The 18,366-nt window shown below is 64.5% G+C and carries 19 protein-coding genes; 9 read left to right on the plus strand and 10 right to left on the minus strand.

The window, feature by feature from the left end:
• Nucleotides 1–338: 338 nt before the first annotated feature.
• Together HYH07_RS25260 and nifA are read right to left on the minus strand one after the other, a co-directional pair.
• Nucleotides 339–533, minus strand: a complete 195-nt coding sequence (locus tag HYH07_RS25260) for a 4Fe-4S binding protein (RefSeq protein WP_220005044.1) — start codon at nucleotides 531–533, stop codon at nucleotides 339–341.
• Nucleotides 534–676: 143 nt separating this feature from the next.
• Nucleotides 677–2,431 carry a nif-specific transcriptional activator NifA gene (gene nifA, locus HYH07_RS25265; RefSeq protein WP_220005045.1) on the minus strand — a complete coding sequence of 585 codons (1,755 nt, stop codon included), beginning with the start codon at nucleotides 2,429–2,431 and terminating at the stop codon, nucleotides 677–679.
• Between nifA and HYH07_RS25270 the strand changes: the two genes are divergently transcribed.
• Nucleotides 2,423–2,734 carry a hypothetical protein gene (locus tag HYH07_RS25270; RefSeq protein WP_220005046.1) on the plus strand — a complete coding sequence of 104 codons (312 nt, stop codon included), beginning with the start codon at nucleotides 2,423–2,425 and terminating at the stop codon, nucleotides 2,732–2,734. The two genes, nifA and HYH07_RS25270, sit on opposite strands and share 9 nt — an antisense overlap.
• On the opposite strand, the gene HYH07_RS25275 is transcribed toward HYH07_RS25270, so the two are convergent.
• Nucleotides 2,686–3,525: an SDR family NAD(P)-dependent oxidoreductase gene (locus tag HYH07_RS25275; protein ID WP_409363914.1), complete on the minus strand. Its 840-nt coding sequence runs from the start codon at nucleotides 3,523–3,525 to the stop codon at nucleotides 2,686–2,688. The genes HYH07_RS25270 and HYH07_RS25275 overlap by 49 nt on opposite strands.
• A 317-nt stretch (nucleotides 3,526–3,842) precedes the next feature.
• On the opposite strand from HYH07_RS25275, the gene HYH07_RS25280 reads away from it, so the two are divergent.
• Both HYH07_RS25280 and HYH07_RS25285 read left to right on the plus strand, forming a co-directional pair.
• On the plus strand, nucleotides 3,843–4,679 hold the full coding sequence (locus tag HYH07_RS25280) for a xanthine dehydrogenase (RefSeq protein WP_220005047.1): 837 nt from the start codon (nucleotides 3,843–3,845) through the stop codon (nucleotides 4,677–4,679).
• Entirely contained in the window at nucleotides 4,676–4,918 is a 243-nt protein-coding gene (locus tag HYH07_RS25285; protein WP_220005048.1) for a bacterioferritin-associated ferredoxin, read from the plus strand. Before HYH07_RS25280 ends, HYH07_RS25285 begins: the two co-directional genes overlap by 4 nt.
• A 149-nt stretch (nucleotides 4,919–5,067) precedes the next feature.
• On the opposite strand, the gene HYH07_RS25290 is transcribed toward HYH07_RS25285, so the two are convergent.
• The gene (locus tag HYH07_RS25290; protein ID WP_220005049.1) at nucleotides 5,068–5,529 is read right to left on the minus strand and encodes a DUF6314 family protein; all 462 of its coding nucleotides are present in this window, start codon (nucleotides 5,527–5,529) and stop codon (nucleotides 5,068–5,070) included.
• Between the two features lie 98 nt (nucleotides 5,530–5,627).
• Between HYH07_RS25290 and HYH07_RS25295 the strand changes: the two genes are divergently transcribed.
• From HYH07_RS25295 to HYH07_RS25310, 4 genes are all read left to right on the plus strand, one after another.
• Entirely contained in the window at nucleotides 5,628–5,861 is a 234-nt protein-coding gene (locus tag HYH07_RS25295; RefSeq protein WP_220005050.1) for a hypothetical protein, read from the plus strand.
• 266 nt (nucleotides 5,862–6,127) lie between these two features.
• Nucleotides 6,128–8,839, plus strand: a complete 2,712-nt coding sequence (locus tag HYH07_RS25300; protein WP_220005051.1) for a DUF2235 domain-containing protein — start codon at nucleotides 6,128–6,130, stop codon at nucleotides 8,837–8,839.
• Nucleotides 8,840–8,978: 139 nt separating this feature from the next.
• A complete protein-coding gene (locus tag HYH07_RS25305; protein ID WP_220005052.1) occupies nucleotides 8,979–9,650 on the plus strand; it encodes a response regulator transcription factor in 672 nt (223 codons plus the stop codon).
• Nucleotides 9,647–11,566: an ATP-binding protein gene (locus tag HYH07_RS25310; RefSeq protein WP_220005053.1), complete on the plus strand. Its 1,920-nt coding sequence runs from the start codon at nucleotides 9,647–9,649 to the stop codon at nucleotides 11,564–11,566. The genes HYH07_RS25305 and HYH07_RS25310 overlap by 4 nt, the downstream gene beginning before the upstream one ends.
• 107 nt (nucleotides 11,567–11,673) lie before the next feature.
• Here HYH07_RS25310 and HYH07_RS25315 read toward each other — a convergent pair whose 3' ends face one another.
• Nucleotides 11,674–11,982 (minus strand): hypothetical protein, encoded by a 309-nt coding sequence (locus tag HYH07_RS25315; protein WP_228749758.1) that lies wholly within the window; start codon nucleotides 11,980–11,982, stop codon nucleotides 11,674–11,676.
• 235 nt (nucleotides 11,983–12,217) lie between these two features.
• On the opposite strand from HYH07_RS25315, the gene HYH07_RS25320 reads away from it, so the two are divergent.
• Nucleotides 12,218–12,442: a hypothetical protein gene (locus HYH07_RS25320; RefSeq protein WP_220005054.1), complete on the plus strand. Its 225-nt coding sequence runs from the start codon at nucleotides 12,218–12,220 to the stop codon at nucleotides 12,440–12,442.
• A 93-nt stretch (nucleotides 12,443–12,535) separates the two neighbouring features.
• Here HYH07_RS25320 and HYH07_RS25325 read toward each other — a convergent pair whose 3' ends face one another.
• The 4 genes from HYH07_RS25325 to HYH07_RS25340 form a co-directional block, all read right to left on the minus strand.
• Nucleotides 12,536–13,216 (minus strand): hypothetical protein, encoded by a 681-nt coding sequence (locus HYH07_RS25325; RefSeq protein WP_220005055.1) that lies wholly within the window; start codon nucleotides 13,214–13,216, stop codon nucleotides 12,536–12,538.
• Nucleotides 13,217–13,300: 84 nt separating this feature from the next.
• Nucleotides 13,301–14,056, minus strand: coding sequence for a hypothetical protein (locus HYH07_RS25330; protein ID WP_220005056.1), 756 nt, complete (start codon nucleotides 14,054–14,056; stop codon nucleotides 13,301–13,303).
• Between the two features lie 133 nt (nucleotides 14,057–14,189).
• A complete protein-coding gene (locus HYH07_RS25335; RefSeq protein ID WP_220005057.1) occupies nucleotides 14,190–14,438 on the minus strand; it encodes a hypothetical protein in 249 nt (82 codons plus the stop codon).
• Nucleotides 14,439–14,561: 123 nt separating this feature from the next.
• Nucleotides 14,562–15,527: a nitronate monooxygenase family protein gene (locus HYH07_RS25340; RefSeq protein WP_220005058.1), complete on the minus strand. Its 966-nt coding sequence runs from the start codon at nucleotides 15,525–15,527 to the stop codon at nucleotides 14,562–14,564.
• Nucleotides 15,528–15,620: 93 nt separating this feature from the next.
• On the opposite strand from HYH07_RS25340, the gene HYH07_RS25345 reads away from it, so the two are divergent.
• Nucleotides 15,621–17,183 (plus strand): AMP-binding protein, encoded by a 1,563-nt coding sequence (locus tag HYH07_RS25345; RefSeq protein WP_220005059.1) that lies wholly within the window; start codon nucleotides 15,621–15,623, stop codon nucleotides 17,181–17,183.
• A 408-nt stretch (nucleotides 17,184–17,591) separates the two neighbouring features.
• On the opposite strand, the gene HYH07_RS25350 is transcribed toward HYH07_RS25345, so the two are convergent.
• Nucleotides 17,592–18,365, minus strand: coding sequence for a thioesterase family protein (locus HYH07_RS25350; protein WP_220005060.1), 774 nt, complete (start codon nucleotides 18,363–18,365; stop codon nucleotides 17,592–17,594).
• Nucleotide 18,366: the final 1 nt, after the last annotated feature.

The raw sequence follows: 18,366 nt of genomic DNA on the forward strand, positions 1-18,366 counted from the left end.
TCTTCTGCGAGATGAATTTGACGATCTCTTCCGACAGCCCCTTGGGAGCCTTCTCAGAGTCGATCAGGGTCTCAAACCCATAACGATACTGGTCGACGTCGATGCCGCGGACCCGTTCGATGGTTTCCTGAACCGCCGCCATCTACCGCTCCGTCCGCGCAGTGAGAAATCCCCTGCCGGCGCCGCGCATGCGCGCCCGGCTGGCCGCACGCGCGATCACCAGGGTTACATGCAGATCCGGGCCTGCCACGAGTTGCCAACACCGCCAGGCATGCCGCCGAGCCTGCGCTTTCAACATCGCGATCCGCCCTGATATCGATCGAGGCATCGACGCCCCCTTACGCCGGGACGCAGGTGTCGGGCACAGGGCAGACCACCGCGCATTGCGGCGTCTCGAAATGCCCTTCGCACTCCGTGCACTTTTTCGGATCGATGACATACATGTCGCGCTTGAGGCTAATTGCGGCGTTGGGGCACTCGAACTCGCATGCGCCACAAACCGTGCACTGCGAGGCGATGATCTTGAGGGCCATGTGTTGCGACTCCTGGGAGCAATGCCGTTTGACATGCTCTTTCAAGGGTCGTGCCAACCGCGAAGGGCCTGAAACCTCAAGACTATTTGCTAAACGCGCGTTGTCGTGGGCCCGACAGCATGTCGCATCTGCGACAGTCGCCGTCAGAACTGCTTGACCTCGATGCCGTACTTCTTCAGCGCGTAGCCGATCTGCCGCGGCGTCAATCCGAGGAGGCGTGCAGCCTTTGCCTGGACCCAGCCGGACTTTTCCATTGCAGCAATAACGCGGTCGCGGTCGGTCATTTTCACACCACCTGCGGCACTGGTCGAACCGGGCGCTGACGTCATCGGCTCGCCACCGGCAGGCGAAGCCGATGCTGCGCTCGTGGCAGCAACATCTACCGGGCCAGCGGTCGGAGTGACCGAGAGCGGGACGATCGGAAGCTGGCGGGACGGCGGGAGGCTTTCTGACCCGCCTTTCCACAGCATGGCCGACAGGCACTGACCGTGACAGCAAGCGAAATCGTTCCGGACAATTTCCGGGCCCGGTGCCAGCGTCGCCGTGCGCTGCACGCAGTTTTCGAGCTCGCGCACATTGCCGGGGAAGCCGCAATGCATCAGAACTTCGATCGCCGGCGCATCGAAGGTCAGCGAGCGGCCGTTTTCGGTATTGAAGTTCTTGAGGAATTCGTTGGCCAGCAGCGGAATGTCGCTGCGCCGCTCCCGCAACGGCGGCAGCATGAGCGGCACGACGCTGATCCGATAATACAGATCGGCGCGGAATTCATTGCGCGCCACCGCCTCTTCCAGATTACGGTTGGTCGCGGCGATGACGCGAACGTCGACCTTGATGGTCTGGTTGCCGCCGACGCGCTCGAACTCCTGCTCCTGGAGCACGCGCAACAGCTTGGCCTGGAAGGACGGCGAGATTTCGCCGATCTCGTCGAGGAACAGCGTGCCCTTGTCGGCGAGCTCGAACCGTCCCTTGCGCGAATTGAGCGCGCCGGTAAAGGCGCCCTTCTCGTGCCCGAACAGCTCGGATTCCAGCACGGATTCCGGCAGCGCGGCGCAGTTGATCTTGATGAACGGCCGCTTTGCGCGTGGCGACATCTCGTGGATGGCCTTGGCAATCAGCTCCTTGCCGGTGCCGGACTCGCCGCGCAGCAGCACGGTCGAATTCGACTTGGCGACGACCGCAATCTTCTCGAGCAGCCCCCGCAGCGCCGGGCTGTCGCCGATGATGCCTTCGACCTGGACCTTCCGGCGGTCCCGCACGGGCTTGAGCTCCGACAGCTCCTTCTGGAGACGATAGCTCTCATGCATCAGCCGTTCACGGTCCTGCGCGACGACCCGGTGCAACTTCACGGTCTGCCCAATCAGATTGGCGATCATCGTGAGCAGCCGCACGTCTGAATCGAGCCGGTACATCGACCTTTCGTCCCAGACCCGGTCGATCGTCAACGTGCCGACGACCTTGGCGTCGCTGCGAATGGGAACGCCGATGAACGATACGCGCGTCGCCTCCGAAGCGCCGAGACTCTCCATGTCCGCCGGACTGAAGGCGGGGTGGGTGGCGATATTCTCCGCGACGAGCGGCATCGCGGTTGCAACGATCTGGTCGACCGCCTTCTGCGGCAGCCGTCCACGGTACCGTTCGTCGCTGCCCTCGCTCCACCCGGCGCCGACCGTAAGATCGGGAATGCCATCGTCGGCCAGCAGGGCCACGACGCCGTGACGCATCTGAAGAAACGATTGCAGGAGATTGACGACGTTGGCGAGCGTGGTCTCCAGGCGTGTCGGCGCGGTCAGTATCTTCGAGATCTCGAAGATGCCGGTGAGCGCGATCTCGTTCAGCGGCACGATCGGCGCGGTGTGTTCGGCCTTCTGTCGTTCAACCACGGGAGCAGCATGCAGCATGACGGAATCTCCGTTGCCTGTTCCATCCTCCCCAACCTGTTTTCCAGAATTTGTCGTATTGTGATTCATGTCGTGTCGGGAGTCGCGCTCAACTTGTCAGCATTGCTGCAAAAAGATTCCGTCGCACTTGCCCGCTTTCTCAGCCGTTTCGCGGATCTTACCATCGCAATGCGCGGCGGGCACAAAAACGAGATTTCCGCCTTGATCCAGCGCAAATCGAACAAGCTTCTTTTTGCGACCGATCCGAATGGCGATCACACGTGCTGCCCGCCGTTGATCGGTACTTCCGCACCCGTGACATAGCTCGCCGCATCCGAGCATAGGAAGAAGATCACTTTCGCGACCTCGTCGGGCGTACCGACACGATGCAGGGGTATGATTGGCGCCAGTCTGGCTTCGGTCTCCGGCGACAGGATGTCCGTCTTGATCTCCCCGGGGGCGATCGCGTTGACGCGAATACCGAACGGCGCATAGTCGTGCGCCATTTCGCGAGTGAGGCAGGCGAGCGCGGCCTTCGAGGTCGCATAGGCGGTGCCGGCGAACGGATGCACCCGGGAGCCCACGATCGAAGTGACGTTGACGATCGCGCCGCTGGCGCGCTTCAGCTCGTCGACCAGGCCCTGCGCGAACAGCACCGGCGCAAGCAGGTTGACGTGGAACACGCTCATCCAGGTATCGACCGGCGTCGTCAGCGAATTCAATCGCGTGCCATCGGCGGCCTTGGGCGAGATGCCGGCATTGTTGATCAATGCATGTAACGGGGCACCGTTGAGCCGCTCCTTGATCTCGGCCACCGCGCGCGGCAGCGCGCGATGGTCGCTCAACTCGACCTGCACATGGTTGTCCGCCCCCGAATCCCATGGACACAGACCACCGTCGAAGGGCTGGCGGGAACAGGTGACGATCCGCCAGCCGGCCTCGGAGAACAGCTTTCCCGTCGCGTGGCCGATGCCCCGGGACGCACCGGTCAGCACCAGCGTCTTCCGCTCGCCAGCTTGCGCGCGCGACTTGTCACCGTGGAACGGGCACAGCGCGACGTCGGATGCCGGCTGGCCGGCCGGCGCAGCATTGCGATCCAGCAGATCAAGCGTCACGGAAGCTCCTCACTGCGCCCGACTGGACGCAAGTACAATGGCGACGCGGGGAAGTTTGCAGGAATTGGGCCACCGGCGGCCACCCAATCGCTGAGGTTTTCGCCGCCTTGTGTCGGCTTCGCGACACGCTGCAGGATTTGCAACATGCGCACGTGCTCTTTCGAACCAAGCGGCGCGGTCGTTGCGTTCTTCTCCTTTGTCAATGTTGGCCGGCAGTTGAGGGGCGGTTTTCAAGCGTTCTAAATGGCCCGGCTCTTGCTCCTTCCGTTGAAAGCTCGATGTGCCTCGCTGCACCTTCCCTGCAAACGCGGTTTCAGATGCTCCAGCCGAATGACCACCAGCTCTTCGCCGTTATCCTCGGCACCAACGAGATCGCATCTGCAGTCGCCATCCGACTCGTGCGCTCCGGATATTGCGTTGTGCTGTCCCACGATCCCGACCCGCCGGTGATCCGGCGCAAGATGGCATTTCATGACGCCCTCTTCATCGACACCATGCAGGTCGAGGACGTCGTCGCCGAGCGCGTCGATGGGGGCGTACAGGTCTATCAGGCGCTACGCGGGACGCCACGCGTCATGGTCACCTGGCTCGGGCTGCTCGATCTGCTGCCGGTACGTCACATCGACCTTCTGATCGACGCGCGCCTGCAGAAGCGCCGGATCACGCCCGACCTCAGGCGGCTCGCCCGCCTGACGATCGGGCTCGGCCCCGGCTTCTCGACGAACTTCAATTGCGACGTTGCAGTGGAGACAAGGCCCGGCAAGATCGGGCTCGTGACCGACACGCGCTGGACCGATGCGGCCGATGGCGTAGCAAGCTCGCTGGGCGACGTCGGCGCGGAACGTTTCGTCTATTCACAATTCGCGGGACGCTGGCACACGCCGATCGAGATCGGCACCCGCGTCTACCGCGATCTCGTGCTCGGCCATCTCTCCGGTGCTCCGCTGCTCGCGCCGCGCGACGGTGTCTTGCGCGGCATCGCCCGCGACGGCAGCGATGTGCCGGCCGGCGTCAAGTTGCTCGAGATCGATCCGCGCGGCCGCGATGCCCAGTGGACCGGAACGGACGACCGCGGACGCGCCATCGCCAACACCACCATCGCCGCTCTCAGGCTCCACGCCACACGACGCGTCACGCAGCGGAATCCGGCATGATCGTCTGTTCCTGCAACATCATCAGCGATCACGACATCAGGGACGCGGTCGTCGCGACGGACGACGCACTGTTTTCGCCCGCTCAGGTCTACGACTGCCTGGGATGCACCGTCAGGTGCGGACGATGCTCGCAATCGGTAAGACGTATCATCGATGAGTTGCCGCCTCGCGACAGGCGATGCACGAAACACCCGAACTCTCTACCGGCGTCGTCCTCACCCCGCGCGATCTTCACCTAACCGACGAACTTCGCTTGCTGCCAGAGGCTTTTGCAGGACCGCCTGTCCCTTCTTTGTGATGCCTGAGACCGAACGAGGGAGATCCCGCGCAATTCTTCCGGCGCATGGCGCGTGAATTGCCTGCCGATGTCGCGAAGCGACAGCGGGCCTCACGCCGCCCGCGTATAAGTCGTGATCATCATGTAGTCCTTGCGCGGACCTGATACGACGTGGCGAATGGCGAAGCTGCCTTCGGGGCGAAAGGTGTAGGTCGACTGATAACGATCGAAATGACACAGATGGTCGGCACTTCCGGTCAAGACGCCGTCATCAGACCCAGCGAGTTCGATCGCCTGGAAGAGCCGTGACGGGGTCTCCCTGAAGAAGACGTCGAATCCGCGGCCGTGCTCGCGGAAGACGTATTCGCGCTCGGCCTCGAGTTCTGTGCCGGTCAGGAGCTTCAACCGTCCCTGTTCGCGATAGGCGAGGCCGTCCGGGTCCAATGGCGTGAAGGTCGCAAGCCCCTGCATGCTCCCCTGCCCCGCGATGAGCCTGTTGAACGACCAGGCGCCGATCAGCCGCTTCATCACCTCGGAGGCATCACCCCAATTGTCGGTCACAGTTTCAGTCATATCCCACGGGCCAGACCCACAAGCGACGCGTTCGACTTCTCCCGGCCAGTACCTACCTATATCCTAAGGCGAACGCGTGTCGATGCAGCGAGCAAGTGATGGCCAGGAGACCCCCGACCCAAGCGGATGCCGACGACCTGCCCCGCTATTTCGTCTGGGTGCGCGGGCTCGAAGGGCCGGAGCCGCAGAAATGGGTGGCCATGGATTTTGGCGTGGGTGACTGGAAGCGGCCCCAAGTGCTGGCCTGGCTGGAATTGCCGATGGACGAGCGGCGCCTGCCGCTGTCGATGCTGGCACGGCGCTATCCGCCGCCGAAGGTAGAGACGTTGTAGAGGCATTCGCCGAAATGCACGCCAGCATCGCTTTCTCAGCCGCCCACTGACCCGACGAGATCCAGGAACTTGCCGGGGCATTTCTTTCGCCGACTGTGGCCTGGTTCATAGACGGCCCGAGCGAAACAGCGCCATCCTTGTTGCTACCTCAGCGCGTTAGCAGACAAATTACATCCAATATTTCATAGTGCGTCTATCGATTGAATTCAGAGGATGCCACCCTGTCAGGGTTTGAAGCATCCCCGAACGGAATTTCGGAGCGGCCCATGACCCACCATGATGGAATGCCGCACGGCAGTCCTGCGGCACCGGACCAGCCGCAGGCTGATCGGAGTACGACTGCACCGGGCGCCCGAGCGCCGCGCAAGCTGGTGCTGTTCGCCGATGGCACCGGCAACGCCTTCACGACCCAGGAGTCCAGCGTCTGGCGGCTCTATGAAGCGCTCGACCACACCCAGCCCGACCAGATCGCCTATTACATCAAAGGGGTCGGCACCGCCGGCTGGGCACCACTCGCCGCGCTCGATGGCGCCACCGGCATCGGCGTTCCGGCCAACGTTCGCAAGCTCTATCGCTTCCTGTGCTGGAACTGGCGGCCGGGCGACGAGATCTACATCTTCGGCTTCAGCCGCGGTGCCTTCACCGCGCGCACGCTGGCGGCCCTGATCGCAAGCCAGGGTCTGGTGCCGGCGGTGATCGGCGACGAGCCCGTCTCGCATGCCGAGATGGAGCGCAACGCCATGTCCGCCTGGCGCGAATACCGCCGCGAGACAGTGCCGCGGAAGAAGAGCCTGCCGACGATCTGGATCGCGCGCCTGATCCGGGACATCGTCCTCTACGTCTATCATTTGATCTGCGGACACCGCTCCTACAGCAAAGTCCGCGCGGCGATGAACGGCCGCAAGGACGTCAATATCGACTTCCTTGGGCTGTTCGACACGGTCGAGGCCTTCGGCGTCCCGATCGAGGAGCTGCGCGTTGCGATCGACTGGGCGATCTGGCCGATCTCTTTCCGCAACCACCGCCCTTCACACAAAGCAAAGCACATCTGTCACGCGCTTGCGCTCGACGACGAGCGCACCACCTTCCATCCGCTGCGGATCGATCAGAGTGATCTCGCGGCTGACCAGACGGTCAACGAGGTATGGTTCGCCGGCGTCCATTCCGACATCGGCGGCGGCTATCCGGACTGCACATTGTCCTTCGTTCCACTGGTCTGGATGGTCGACCAGCTCGGCAACAAGCTTCGCTTCCAGAAGGGCACCGTCGACCATTTCAGGGACTATCAATCGGCGATCGGGCCGATGCATGATTCCCGCAGCGGGGCGGCGGTGCTGTATCGCTATGGCCCGCGTCCGGTGCTGGCTGGCAAGGCCAACGGCGGTACGCCAGTGGTGCATTTCGCCGTGGTCGAGCGCATGCTGCACGGCTGCGACGACTATGCGCCGATCATGCTTCCCGCCGACGCGAGGGTGCTGATGCCTGATGGCACCAAGCTCGACCTCACCGACGAGGGGACGCGCGAGGCGATGAAAGGCGCCTATCTGACGAAGGCCAGGGGATCGCGACGGCAGAAGGAAGCCGAGGCGTTCACCGCGATGAGCATGCCCGACGCCGAAATGGCCTCGCTCGCGCGCGACACCGTATGGTGGCGGCGCGTCGCCTATTTCGCCCTGCTATTCATGGTCGGCGTGATCGCCGCCTGGCCGTGGATCTCTTATCCGCTGGTACAATGGTCCAAACAACCGGTGGGCCATGAGGGGATCTCCCTCATCGCGAACATCGACTGGGTGCTGGGAGCCGTGGTGGCTCCGTTCGCCAATCTCGTCAGGGCCGTGATGCCGTCCTATGCGGCTCCCTGGCTCGACATTGCGATCTATTATCCGTTCATGACGTCGATCGTGGGGAGCCTGACCTGGTGGATCTGGAACAAGAATTCGGAGCTGCGTGACACCATCCAGGAGCGCGCGCGCCTCGCCTGGAATACGCCCCGCCGCAAGGCGAGCCTGAGCCATGTCGACAAGCCGGGCCCGCTGCTGAGGTTCGGCCATTGGATGCGGACGAACGCCGGTCCGGCAGGACTCGTCATCACCAGGGGCCTCGTGCCGGCCATCTTCCTGCTCACGATTTTCGGCTCGACGGCTCTGATCCTGTCGAACAGCCTGTTTACCGGACGCGTTGCGCTCGGAAAGGTCTGCTCCGCGAGCCAGGATGCTGCCGGATCACCTCAGATCGGCACGCCGGTGCGTGACGAGCCGACCGATGCGATCGCGCTGTTCGATACCAGGACGTTCTGCTGGTGGAGCGGGCTCGCGGTCGAGAAAGGCCGCAAGTATCGCGTCTTCATCGATGTCAAGGAGCCCTGGTTCGACCGCACCACCTTGAGCGGAGCGAATGGCTTCCGGACGCATGGGCTGCGTCATACCATCGCTTTGCCCGAGTTGCGTCTGTATGCGGCAAACTGGTTCCAACCTGTGGTTCGCATCGGGACCAAAGGGGTGACTGAGCTTCCCTTGCAGGCGATCAACGTGATCCCGCCCGACGCATTGCCGCGGCGGACCAAGCCGACGCTTCCTGCGGAAGACGATGTCGAAGGACGGGATCAATATCCTGTCAGCCTCGACGATATCGACCGGTTCAAGGACGAGCTGAGAACGCTCGGCAATTTCGAGCCGATCCCGCAGGACATGCTCGCGGATGCAGCTCAAGTCTGGCGGAACGAAGGGCTGACCGACCGCATCGTCGCCGAGTTCATCGCCCCTGACTCCGGCGAGCTGTTCTTCTATGTCAACGATGCGGTGCAGGTCTTTCCGCAGCTCCTGCCGGCATCGATGGTGCCGCCGTGGCTCATGGCGATCCAGGGCCCACCGGACCTGTTTTATCGCAACAACACCGGCACGGCGAAAATCTCGGTGCAGCGTCTGCCCGCCCCTGTGCTGCCCGTTGCGAAGACCACCTCGCCGCTGGCGAGCAAGTAACGGCGGGCGGATTGGGTAAACGAAACCGTTGGGCTCTCGACGCATTGCTCCGCCCCCATGATTATGGGTGTCGCGCCCATCCTGCCGCCGCTAGACTGGCCGCACACGCCGCGGGGGACACGCGGCCGGGACCTTGATCATGACGGACCAGGACGAGACCGGTGAGGCCATCACCATCCTCCTCGTCGAAGACGACGCACCGACCTGCTGGCGCCTTCAGGACGCCTTGACCAAGGCCGGCTACGAGGTGCGCACCGCCGGCACGCTCGGCGAAGCCCGCAGCGCGCTTGCCACCAGCGCGCCCCGCGTGCTGCTGACCGATCTGCGGCTGCCTGACGGCCATGGCGTCGAGCTGATCCGCGAGACCAGGCAGCGCTTTCCCAACACCGAGATCATGGTGATCTCGGCGCTGGGCGACGAGGAAAGCGTGATCTCCGCCATCACCGTCGGCGCCACCGGCTATCTGCTCAAGGACGCCTTCCCGACCGACATCGCGACAACCGTGCGAGACTTGGTCGCCGGACATTCGCCGATCTCGGCCTCGATCGCGCGCTTCATCGTGCGACGAACGCAGAATTCGGCCGAGCCGCCGCCGGGGCCGGCGCTCAACACCGCAAAGCTGACGCCGCGCGAGATCGACATCCTCTGGGGCATCGCCAAGGGATTCAGCTACGCCGAAATCGCAAGCCACCTCGGTCTGTCCAGGCAGACCGTCCCCGGCCACATCAAGAACATCTATCGCAAGCTCGAGGTGCACACGCGCAGCGAAGCGGTGTTCGAGGCCGTGCAGCAGGGCCTGATCAAGCTGTGAGCGAGATCGCTGCGAAGGCTGTGATCATCGGGCACGGGCTGCGGCCCGCGCGCATTGTGCCGTATCTGCTGCTCCAGATCCTGATCGTGATCGCCACTCTGCTCGGATTGCGGCTGCTGCAGCCGCGCGACCCCGATGCATTTGCCGTGAGCGAATTCTCACTGCGCGAGGCCGGCGCGACACGGCCCGTGACGCTGCCTGAATTCACCGCGTCGCGCTATTCGCTCGCCGATCCGCCGCTCTATTCGGGCAGCTTCGTGTTCAAGGCCGATGGCGCTGACACGACCTGGTCGGTCTTCCTGCCACGCTTCAGCAACGGCGTGGAGGTCGCGATCAACGGCGTCGCGATCCTGGACTCCCGGCGCGATCCCACGGCCAACCGGCCCGACCGCAATACGCCGGAGATCGCGGTGATCCCGGCTTCACTGCTGCACGAAGGCAGCAACGAGATCACCGTGCGGCTGTTCGTGTGGGGACCGCTGCGCGGCTTCCTCGACACGGTCTATGTCGGCCCGGACGCCGCCTTGCGCCCGGCCTACGAGACCCGCACGCTGCTGTTCGTCACGCTGCCCGTGGTGTTCTCCGCCTGGCAATCGATCCTCGCCGTCATCCTCGCCATCATGTGGCTGATGCGGCGCCACGAGCCTGTCTACGGCGTGCTCGCGGCGGCGATGGTGCTCGGCGTCGTGCAAGCCTTCATCACGCCGCCGGTGCCGCCGGCCGCCTCGTCCAGACTTGTCGCAGTGCTGCTCTCCTCCGCGCCGATCGAGAGCGCACTGATCGTGGCGTCGGCCGTGCTGTTCCTCGGCTGGCGCTGGCCGCGTCATGGCGTGCTGCTGTTCGTGCCCGGGCTCATCGTGATCGCGGGCGGCCTCATCGCTGGTCCGCCACTGCCGCGCATTCTCTTCATGCTTCTGGGTATCCCCACGGTTGGATTGTGTCTGGTCCTGATGGCCGGCATCGCGGCCTACGCCGTGCTCCGAAGACAGGACGTCGTCAGCTTCGCGCTTGGCTGCGCGGCGACCATCGTGCTGACCTGCTGGGCCCACGACATGCTGTCGGTGTTCGAGATCTTGCCCAACGAACGCACCTTCGTCTCGCGACTGTCCTATTCGGCGCTGCTGATCGCGATCGGCGCCGGCCTGACCTGGCGCTTCGCCCGGGCGCTGAACCAGGTCGACAGCTTTGCCGGCCAGCTCGTCGCACGCGTGCGCGAGGCCGAGGAACGGCTGAAAGCGAGCTTTGCGCGCGAGGAGGCGCGCGCCCGGGCCGCGGCGCTGGCCAACGAGCGCACCCGGCTGATGCGCGACCTGCATGACGGCCTCGGCGGCCAGCTCATCAGTATCGTCGCGCTCTCCGAGCGCGGGCAAGAGGGCGCGACCATCACGGACGCTGCGCGCGCCGCGCTGAAGGATCTGCGCCTGGTCATCGACTCCATGGATGACATCGGCGGGGACCTCATGCTCGCGCTCGGTTCCTGGCGCGAGCGCGCGGTCATGCAGCTACGGCCGCATGAGATTGCGCTTCATTGGCGCGTGGCAACGCCGCAGGGCCTGCCGTTGCACCCCGAGCTGCGGCCTTGGCACGTCATCCAGGTCGTGCGCATCCTGGACGAAGCCGTGACCAACGCGGTCAAGCACGCGGCCGCGCGCCACATCACCGTGACGGTGGAGACTCGCAACGACGGCCAGGGACCATATGGCGTGATCAGTGTCGCGGACGATGGCCGCGGCTTTATGCTTGGCGACGACGGCGGAGCTGCGGGTGCGAGCCAGACCGCGCGTGGCGTGCACAACATGAGAAGCCGAGCAAGACGTTGCGGCGCGGTGCTCGAGCTGAGCTCGGATGGATCGGGCACACGCGTACGGCTGCAATTGCCGCAGATCTTTCCCGACAATGATGCGGCGGGCGGCTGAAATGCCCCCTCCCCGGGCCCAGGGGACGTGCGGGGAGAGGGGCCGGGCCGGGATGTAGGATTGCGAAACGGGGGTTCGTCCGCAGCCCTTGGCCCGAAGCAATCAATTCAATCCAACAAAGTCATCAGCGCACGCCGACGCGATTGACCGGGCCGCCACGATTCATCGGCGTGCCGGCGCGGACACCGAACACCCGGCGCGCCCACGCCGGGCGTCACCACGGCTGCAGCCGCGACCGGCGCTCCCGGTGCAACCACCACCGCCGCATCCGGTCGCACCACGCAACCCTTGGGCACGCCGACCGTCTTGCAATAGACCACCGCCTGCGCCGGGCTCGTGCCCAGCGAAACCGTCGCCGCACCCGCCAGCATCATCACCGTCAACCCGGCGCTCAGCGCTCCCACTCTCTTCGACATTCTTGCTCTCCTGCTTCCCGTTCGGCGCCCTGGTGCAATCACCTGATCTTGCGGCCGACGTGCAGCCTCAATGGCAAAAGACTGACTACCAAGACATGCCATGAAGATGGGGGTGCGGCAGGCAAACCAGCGAGCCGATGCCATGAACATGGCATGGACCGGCCATGGATCTCCGCGAGATGGTCCGCCCCGCTCGATCCCCAGCGGGACCACCGCAATTGCAAAGAGGTGCTTTATGAAGACTTCAATTCTTGCCGCGCTGCTGCTCGCCGCCGCTGTCCTGTCAGCCGCGGCGCAATCCGGCCCCACGCCGCAGGAGCAGATGGCCTGCCGCGGCGACGCCAGCAAGTTCTGCGCCGAGCACATCGGCAAGCCGCCGGAGATGAATGCCTGCCTGCGCGAGAACAAGACAAAGCTTTCAGACGGCTGCCGCAAGGTGGTGGAGTCGCACGGCGGCTGACATATGTTGCGCAGGCGGCGGCTTACAGCCGCCGCCGCAATGCTGAGGGGAAGCATCGCATGCCGCTCACATTCGTGTGCGCGGCATCACATCCTAGTCGTCATCGTCCCCGAACAGCCTGATCTGCGGGAAGCCGCTGCGCGGCCGACCGGCAAAGTCACGCGCCTCAGAATCCTCGCGGACGCTGCGCGCGACATCATCCCAATTGGTCTGGTCGCGCATGCCACGCGCATCGCGTTGTTCATAGCGACGGCGCTCGGCCCAGCGCTCCCGCCGTTCCACCCGGCGTCGTTCGGATGCGGCGCGCTTGACGTCGGAATCCCTGGCCTTGGCATAGGCATTCTCGGGCGAGGGTGCCGGCTCCGTCGAGGCCTGCTGCTCGGCGGGCTTTGTCCCTTGCGGAGACGGTGAAGGCGCGGGCTTGGGCGGCTCGGCTGCTGCGGTCTGCGCACGCGGCGGCGCCGGCGGTTCAGCTTTGGCCTCGTTGGCCGGCGCTTCTGGCTTCGCGTCCGGCTTGGCTTCGGCCTGCGCCGGCGCGGCGACCATCGTACCGAATACCTGCGAACCCGTGAGATATTGCACACGCTCCGACGGCGCGTTCTTCATGACCGGCGCGTTGGCCTCAGTGCGCTGTGCCACCTTGCTGGTGTCGGGCCCATGCTTGGGCGCGATTGGATTCATGATGTTGCCGGCAACGATGCCGCCGCCGAGGCCAATAGCAATGGCAGCAACGATCGATCCGGCACCGACGAAATAAGCTGTCGAGGCGCGCATTGGCCCACTCCCTGTTTGGAGCGAGCAACGCGTTGGGATTGCCGGATGTTCCTGAAAGACGCAGTTCCCTGGGAGGGAACGAGGTTAGATCTGCTGCGCGACCTTCTCCAGCCCGATGATGCGGGCGAGCTTGCGCACTTCTTCCTTCTGGTCGTCACGCAGCTGGAACAGCAGCGGCATTGCGGCAGACTTCAGCTGCTGGACCTCATCGCAATTCGGATCGATCTGCACGTTGGGCCCGTTGGGATTGGAGAGCTTGTTCGCCGAGATCTTCTTGACGACGTTGCGCAACGCGGTCTCGACCGAGGGCCAGTAATATTCCTGCGACGAGGACAGTTTCAGGCGATCCCGGATGCCGGCGATCTGCACGTCGGAGAGCAGGGAGTAGGTCTTTTGTGGCTGCGGCTTCGCGATCGGCTTCGGCTTTGCCGGTGCTTCGAGCGCGGCAGTGGTCTCTGCGGGAGCTGGCGCCTCCAAGGACGCAACCTTCGTCTCGCCAGACTTGGTCTCAAGGACCTTGGTCTCAACGGCTTTCGGCATCGGGAAATCGGACGGCCCGGCTGCGGCAAAGGCCTGACGCAGCGGCTCGGTCAGCACCGGCGCCTGCGACAGCCTGTCGGCAGGAACCTGGACCGGGTCGATGGCCGCCGAGGCCAGCGCCAGGGTTGGAACCAGCCGGTCCGCCTTGGCAGCACGGTTGGTAGCAAGCGGCTTCGGCGGAGCCTGGGTGATCATTTCGGCACTGACATTCGGCACGCTATCGCGGCCGAGGATGGCAGTGGTGGCGGCACCAAGGACAAGGATGCAGGTCAGCACGGTGATGGTGATGGCTCTGGACAAACGTCTCTCCGGAAGGACCGCTTCACGATGTTGTTAGGGATGCCGGGCAAAAAGGCACGAATTAAGGCTTGAGTGTGCCTTTGCGGCGACAATCGGCCTGCCCAAGGCGACAAAGCCAAAAAGCTCCACGAAATCAAGCCGCTATGCCGAGAACGTAGGCGTCCTGAATGTCGGCGACGATCTCGGAGGCCTCCCACACCGCGCGCGGCTCGACCGATTGCAGCGTCACCGTCCAATTGCCGCCCCGGCGGGTGCGGGGGACGCGGACGATGTCGAAGCGGACATTGCGGCAGAGCGGGTGACGGGCCAGCGCATGGGCGACGCGGACGCGGATCTCGTCGAGCGTGGCTGATGTCTTGCTGTTGAGAAAATCGAAATCCATCGCCTGTCCCTCTCGTCCTGATTGGCGGCCGTGAGGGAATTCTTGGCGGGCGATGGTTAATCTGCCGTTAAATGCGGGCTTGCGGAGCCATACGGGATTAACCGTGCTGGGCGGCGCGGGACGTTAACGCCCCCTTGCGGCGCGGTACTCCGCGACCGTTCGCGCAACGAGGTCATCGACCGCCATCACGTCAGTGACTCCAGATGTCGAGTGCCCGCCGCTCCAGATATCGCGCCAGCGCTTCGGCCTGATCTCGCGCGCGCCGACGTCGATGTCCTTGCCGATGTCGATGCCGCCACGCGCCGGCAGGTCATTGGGGTCGAGCTCGGCCGCGATGATCGACGGCTTTAGCATGCTGGTCTGCAAGCCAGTGAACGCGGTGGTGAGCAGGATGTCGTCGGCGCTGCTCTCGACCAGCATCTGCTTGTGGCGGTCGTCCGCCATACTCTCGCGCGTCGCGATGAATTTCGTGCCCATGTAGCCGAGATCGCAGCCGAGCACTTCGGCCGCATGCAGCGCGCGGCCATCGCTGATGCCGCCGGCGAGCACGACAATGCCGTCGTAGAACGCGCGCACCGCGCGGACGAAGGCGAACGGATTGAGCCAGCCGGTTTGTCCGCCGGCGCCCGCCGTCAGCAGCACCAACCCATCGGCGCCTGCGGCCGCTGCGCGCTCGGCGTGGCGGATCGAAGCAACGTCGGCCAGCACCAGGCTGCCTGCGTCATGCAGCGGCTTCACCACGGGCGCGGGCGAGCCGACCGAGGTGATGACGATCTCAGGCTTGTGCTTGAGCAGCACGGCGAGATCCTGCTCGAGCCGCGCGTTGGAGCGATGCACGATCAGGTTCGGACAGAGCGGCGCAGCCGTTCGGCCGGTCTGATCTTCGTGGTGCCGCAACCGCGTTGCGATCTCGGTGAGCCATTGATCGAGCTGTTCCGTGCTGCGGCAATTCACGGTGGGGAAGCTGCCGATGACGCCGCTCCGGCAAGCCGCGACCATCAACTCGACGCCCGATACCAGGAACATCGGCGCCGCGATCAGCGGAAGGCTGAGACGATCGCGAAAAATTTGCAATCGATCGGACGTCACTCTCGCCTCCTCGTTCCATTCCGCATGCTCTGTGCTAGCGTCACCGGCAACATTGGCACGCGAGAAGCCGATGACAAAGCAACGAGGAAACATATGTCCGATCCGCTCCACGCATCGTCCCCGACTTGTGCGCAGACGCTACGGGCTCTGGCGCGCTATCCCGGCCGCACCGCTTTCGCATGGCCCGGGGGATCGCTGAGCTATCAGGGCACGCTCGATCTGATCGGCCGCGTCCAGGGCGTATTCATGCGGCTTGGCCTACAGCCGGGGGCGCGCGTCGCGTTCCTCACTGCCAACCGCGCCGACGCCTGGTGCGCCGGTGTCGCCGCGCAATTGTCGCGATGCTGCATCACCTGGCTGCATCCGCTGGGATCGGAGACGGACCAGCTGTTTCAGCTCGAGGATTCCGAGGCCGAGGTGCTGGTGGTCGATGTGGCTGCGTTCCGCGATCGCGGCGGCGAGCTCGCCGCGAAGGCGGCTTTGCTCAAGGCTGTCTTCACGATGGGGCCGGCCGAGTACGGCGTCGATCTGCTGGCGGCGATCGAGAGCGCTGGACACGCCAGCGCGCGGTGCCTCGCAACTCTCGACGATCTCTCCACACTGAATTACACCGGCGGCACCACAGGCAAATCCAAGGGCGCGTTGCGCTATCACCGCGAAAACGCCGGAGCGGCCGGCGCGATTCTTGCGGACTTCGAGATCCCCGACGCGGCGCGTTATCTCACGGTGGCGCCGATCAGCCATGTCGCCGGCACCAAGGTGCTGCCGACGCTGATGCGCGGCGGCACCGTGCACATGCTGAAGGGTTTCGACCCCGAGGCCGTGCTGGCGACGATCGCGCGCGAGCGCATCAATTTCACGCTGTTCGTGCCGACCATGATCTATGTGCTGCTCGATCATCCCGCGCTTGATAAGACCGATCTGTCCTCGCTCGAGCTCGTGCTCTACGGCGCCTCGGCGATGTCGCCGAGCCGGCTCGTCGAAGGCATCGAGCGCATCGGCCCGGTGTTCTCGCAGCTCTACGGCCAGACGGAATGCTATCCGGTCTCGGTGCTGCGCAAGAAGGATCACGATCCCAGGACGCCAGAGCTGTTCCTGTCCTGCGGCTTCCCGATCGCGGCCTGCGAGGTCAAAATCCTCGACGACAGCGACCAGGAGGTGAAGATTGACGAAGCCGGCGAGATCTGCGTGCGTGCGCCGCACGTGATGGCGGAGTACTGGAAGCGGCCTGACATCACCGCCGAGACGTTGAAGAACGGCTGGGTTCATACCGGCGACATCGCGCGTCAGGACGAGCGGGGCTACCTGTTCATCCTCGATCGCAAGAAGGACATGATCGTCACCGGCGGCTTCAACATCTTTCCGCGCGAGGTGGAGGACGTGCTGTCGCAACATGCCGATGTCGCGATGGTCGCGGTCGTCGGCGTGCCCGACGAAAAATGGGGCGAGGCCGTCACCGCCATCGTCGTGCCGCGCGAGGGTACCAAGCCCGATCCGGACGAGCTGATCAACATGGTGCGGACGAGAAAGGGCTCGGCCCACGCGCCGAAGCAGATCCAGTTCGTCAAGCAGCTGCCGATGACCGGCGTCGGCAAGGTCGACAAGAAGGTGCTGCGCGCCGGCTTCTGGAGCGGGCGGGACCGGATGGTGGGGTGATCTCCCTGATTGCAGCGACCGGTTCGGATGACACGCATTGCGCGAAATCCCGGGAGTCCTGAGCCCATTCACCCGGGATTATACGGTGCTGTTGTGGCCCCGACACCACAATGCGCGGCCGAATGCGTGTCCGCGCGTCCTGCGCGATTGCCCGCGAATCGAGGAATCAACTAGACCGCTGATGGGGCTGGGAAGCGGAGTGGGACATGAGAGTCGCTTCCCTGGAAAGTGCAGTCGCCGCGGTCACGTTGATCACGGCTATCATCGTGGTGCTGTGGGAGATCAAGATCTTCTACGGATTGTGAACCGGCAGGATGCCAAGTCGAAAATGACCAAGCATCCCTTCCGCGGCGGCGGAAGCCTGCCGTTCAATCGGCCCAGCAGCAACGGCAGTGCTTGCCGTGACGCTCACCGCTTCTCGATCACCAGGCTCTGCACCGCGCGACCAAAGTAGCCCTGCCGGTCTGCGAGCCGCGACATCGCAAGGCCGGCACCATCGGGGCCGATCCAGGAATCACCATCGAGCAAGATCCAGTCGCCCACCGGCTGACGCGCCAGGCTCACCGTGAGGTCGGCATTGATGTAGGTCCAGGCCCGGAAGTCGAGCGTCGAGGCGGTGCCATTGGAGAAATCGGCGGCGACCACGGCGCGCATCGCCTGCGAGACCGCTTCGCCTTCGACCAGCGGATGGTCGAGACGAAACCAGATCGCGCCGGCGCCGGCCTGGCCGAAACGGCCGCGCGCGGCGCGCATCGAGACCATGCCCGCGAACGGACTAATCGCGCCGTGGCCGTCCTCGACGAGCGAGTCCTCGGGCGACGGCAGGGTAACAGGCAGATCGCTGACGACATCCGGCAACGGCCGTGACTGCTGCCTGATCTTGAGAACGGTGGCGCCGACGACCTGTACATCGTCGGCGAAGAGCTTGATCTCGCAAAGCTGGATCTTACGACCTTCGCGCAGCACCTCGGTCTCGATGGTGAGCGGCGCAACCGGCACCGGCCGCATCAAATCGATGGTAACGCGCGCGATGTTCATCGGCACAAGCGTCGGAATTCGCTCCGCCGCCCACGTCGCCAGCGCCGACGGCGCCGAGCCGTGCTGCATGCGCCGGTCCCAGGGGCCGGCGGCATCAGGGCTGGTGACGACGCTGTTGCCGTCGACGCGGTAGATGGCGCTCATC

Origin of the sequence: Bradyrhizobium sp. BR 10261 (assembly GCF_019455395.1) — a bacterium.
GTDB classification, from domain to species: Bacteria; Pseudomonadota; Alphaproteobacteria; order Rhizobiales; family Xanthobacteraceae; genus Bradyrhizobium; species Bradyrhizobium manausense.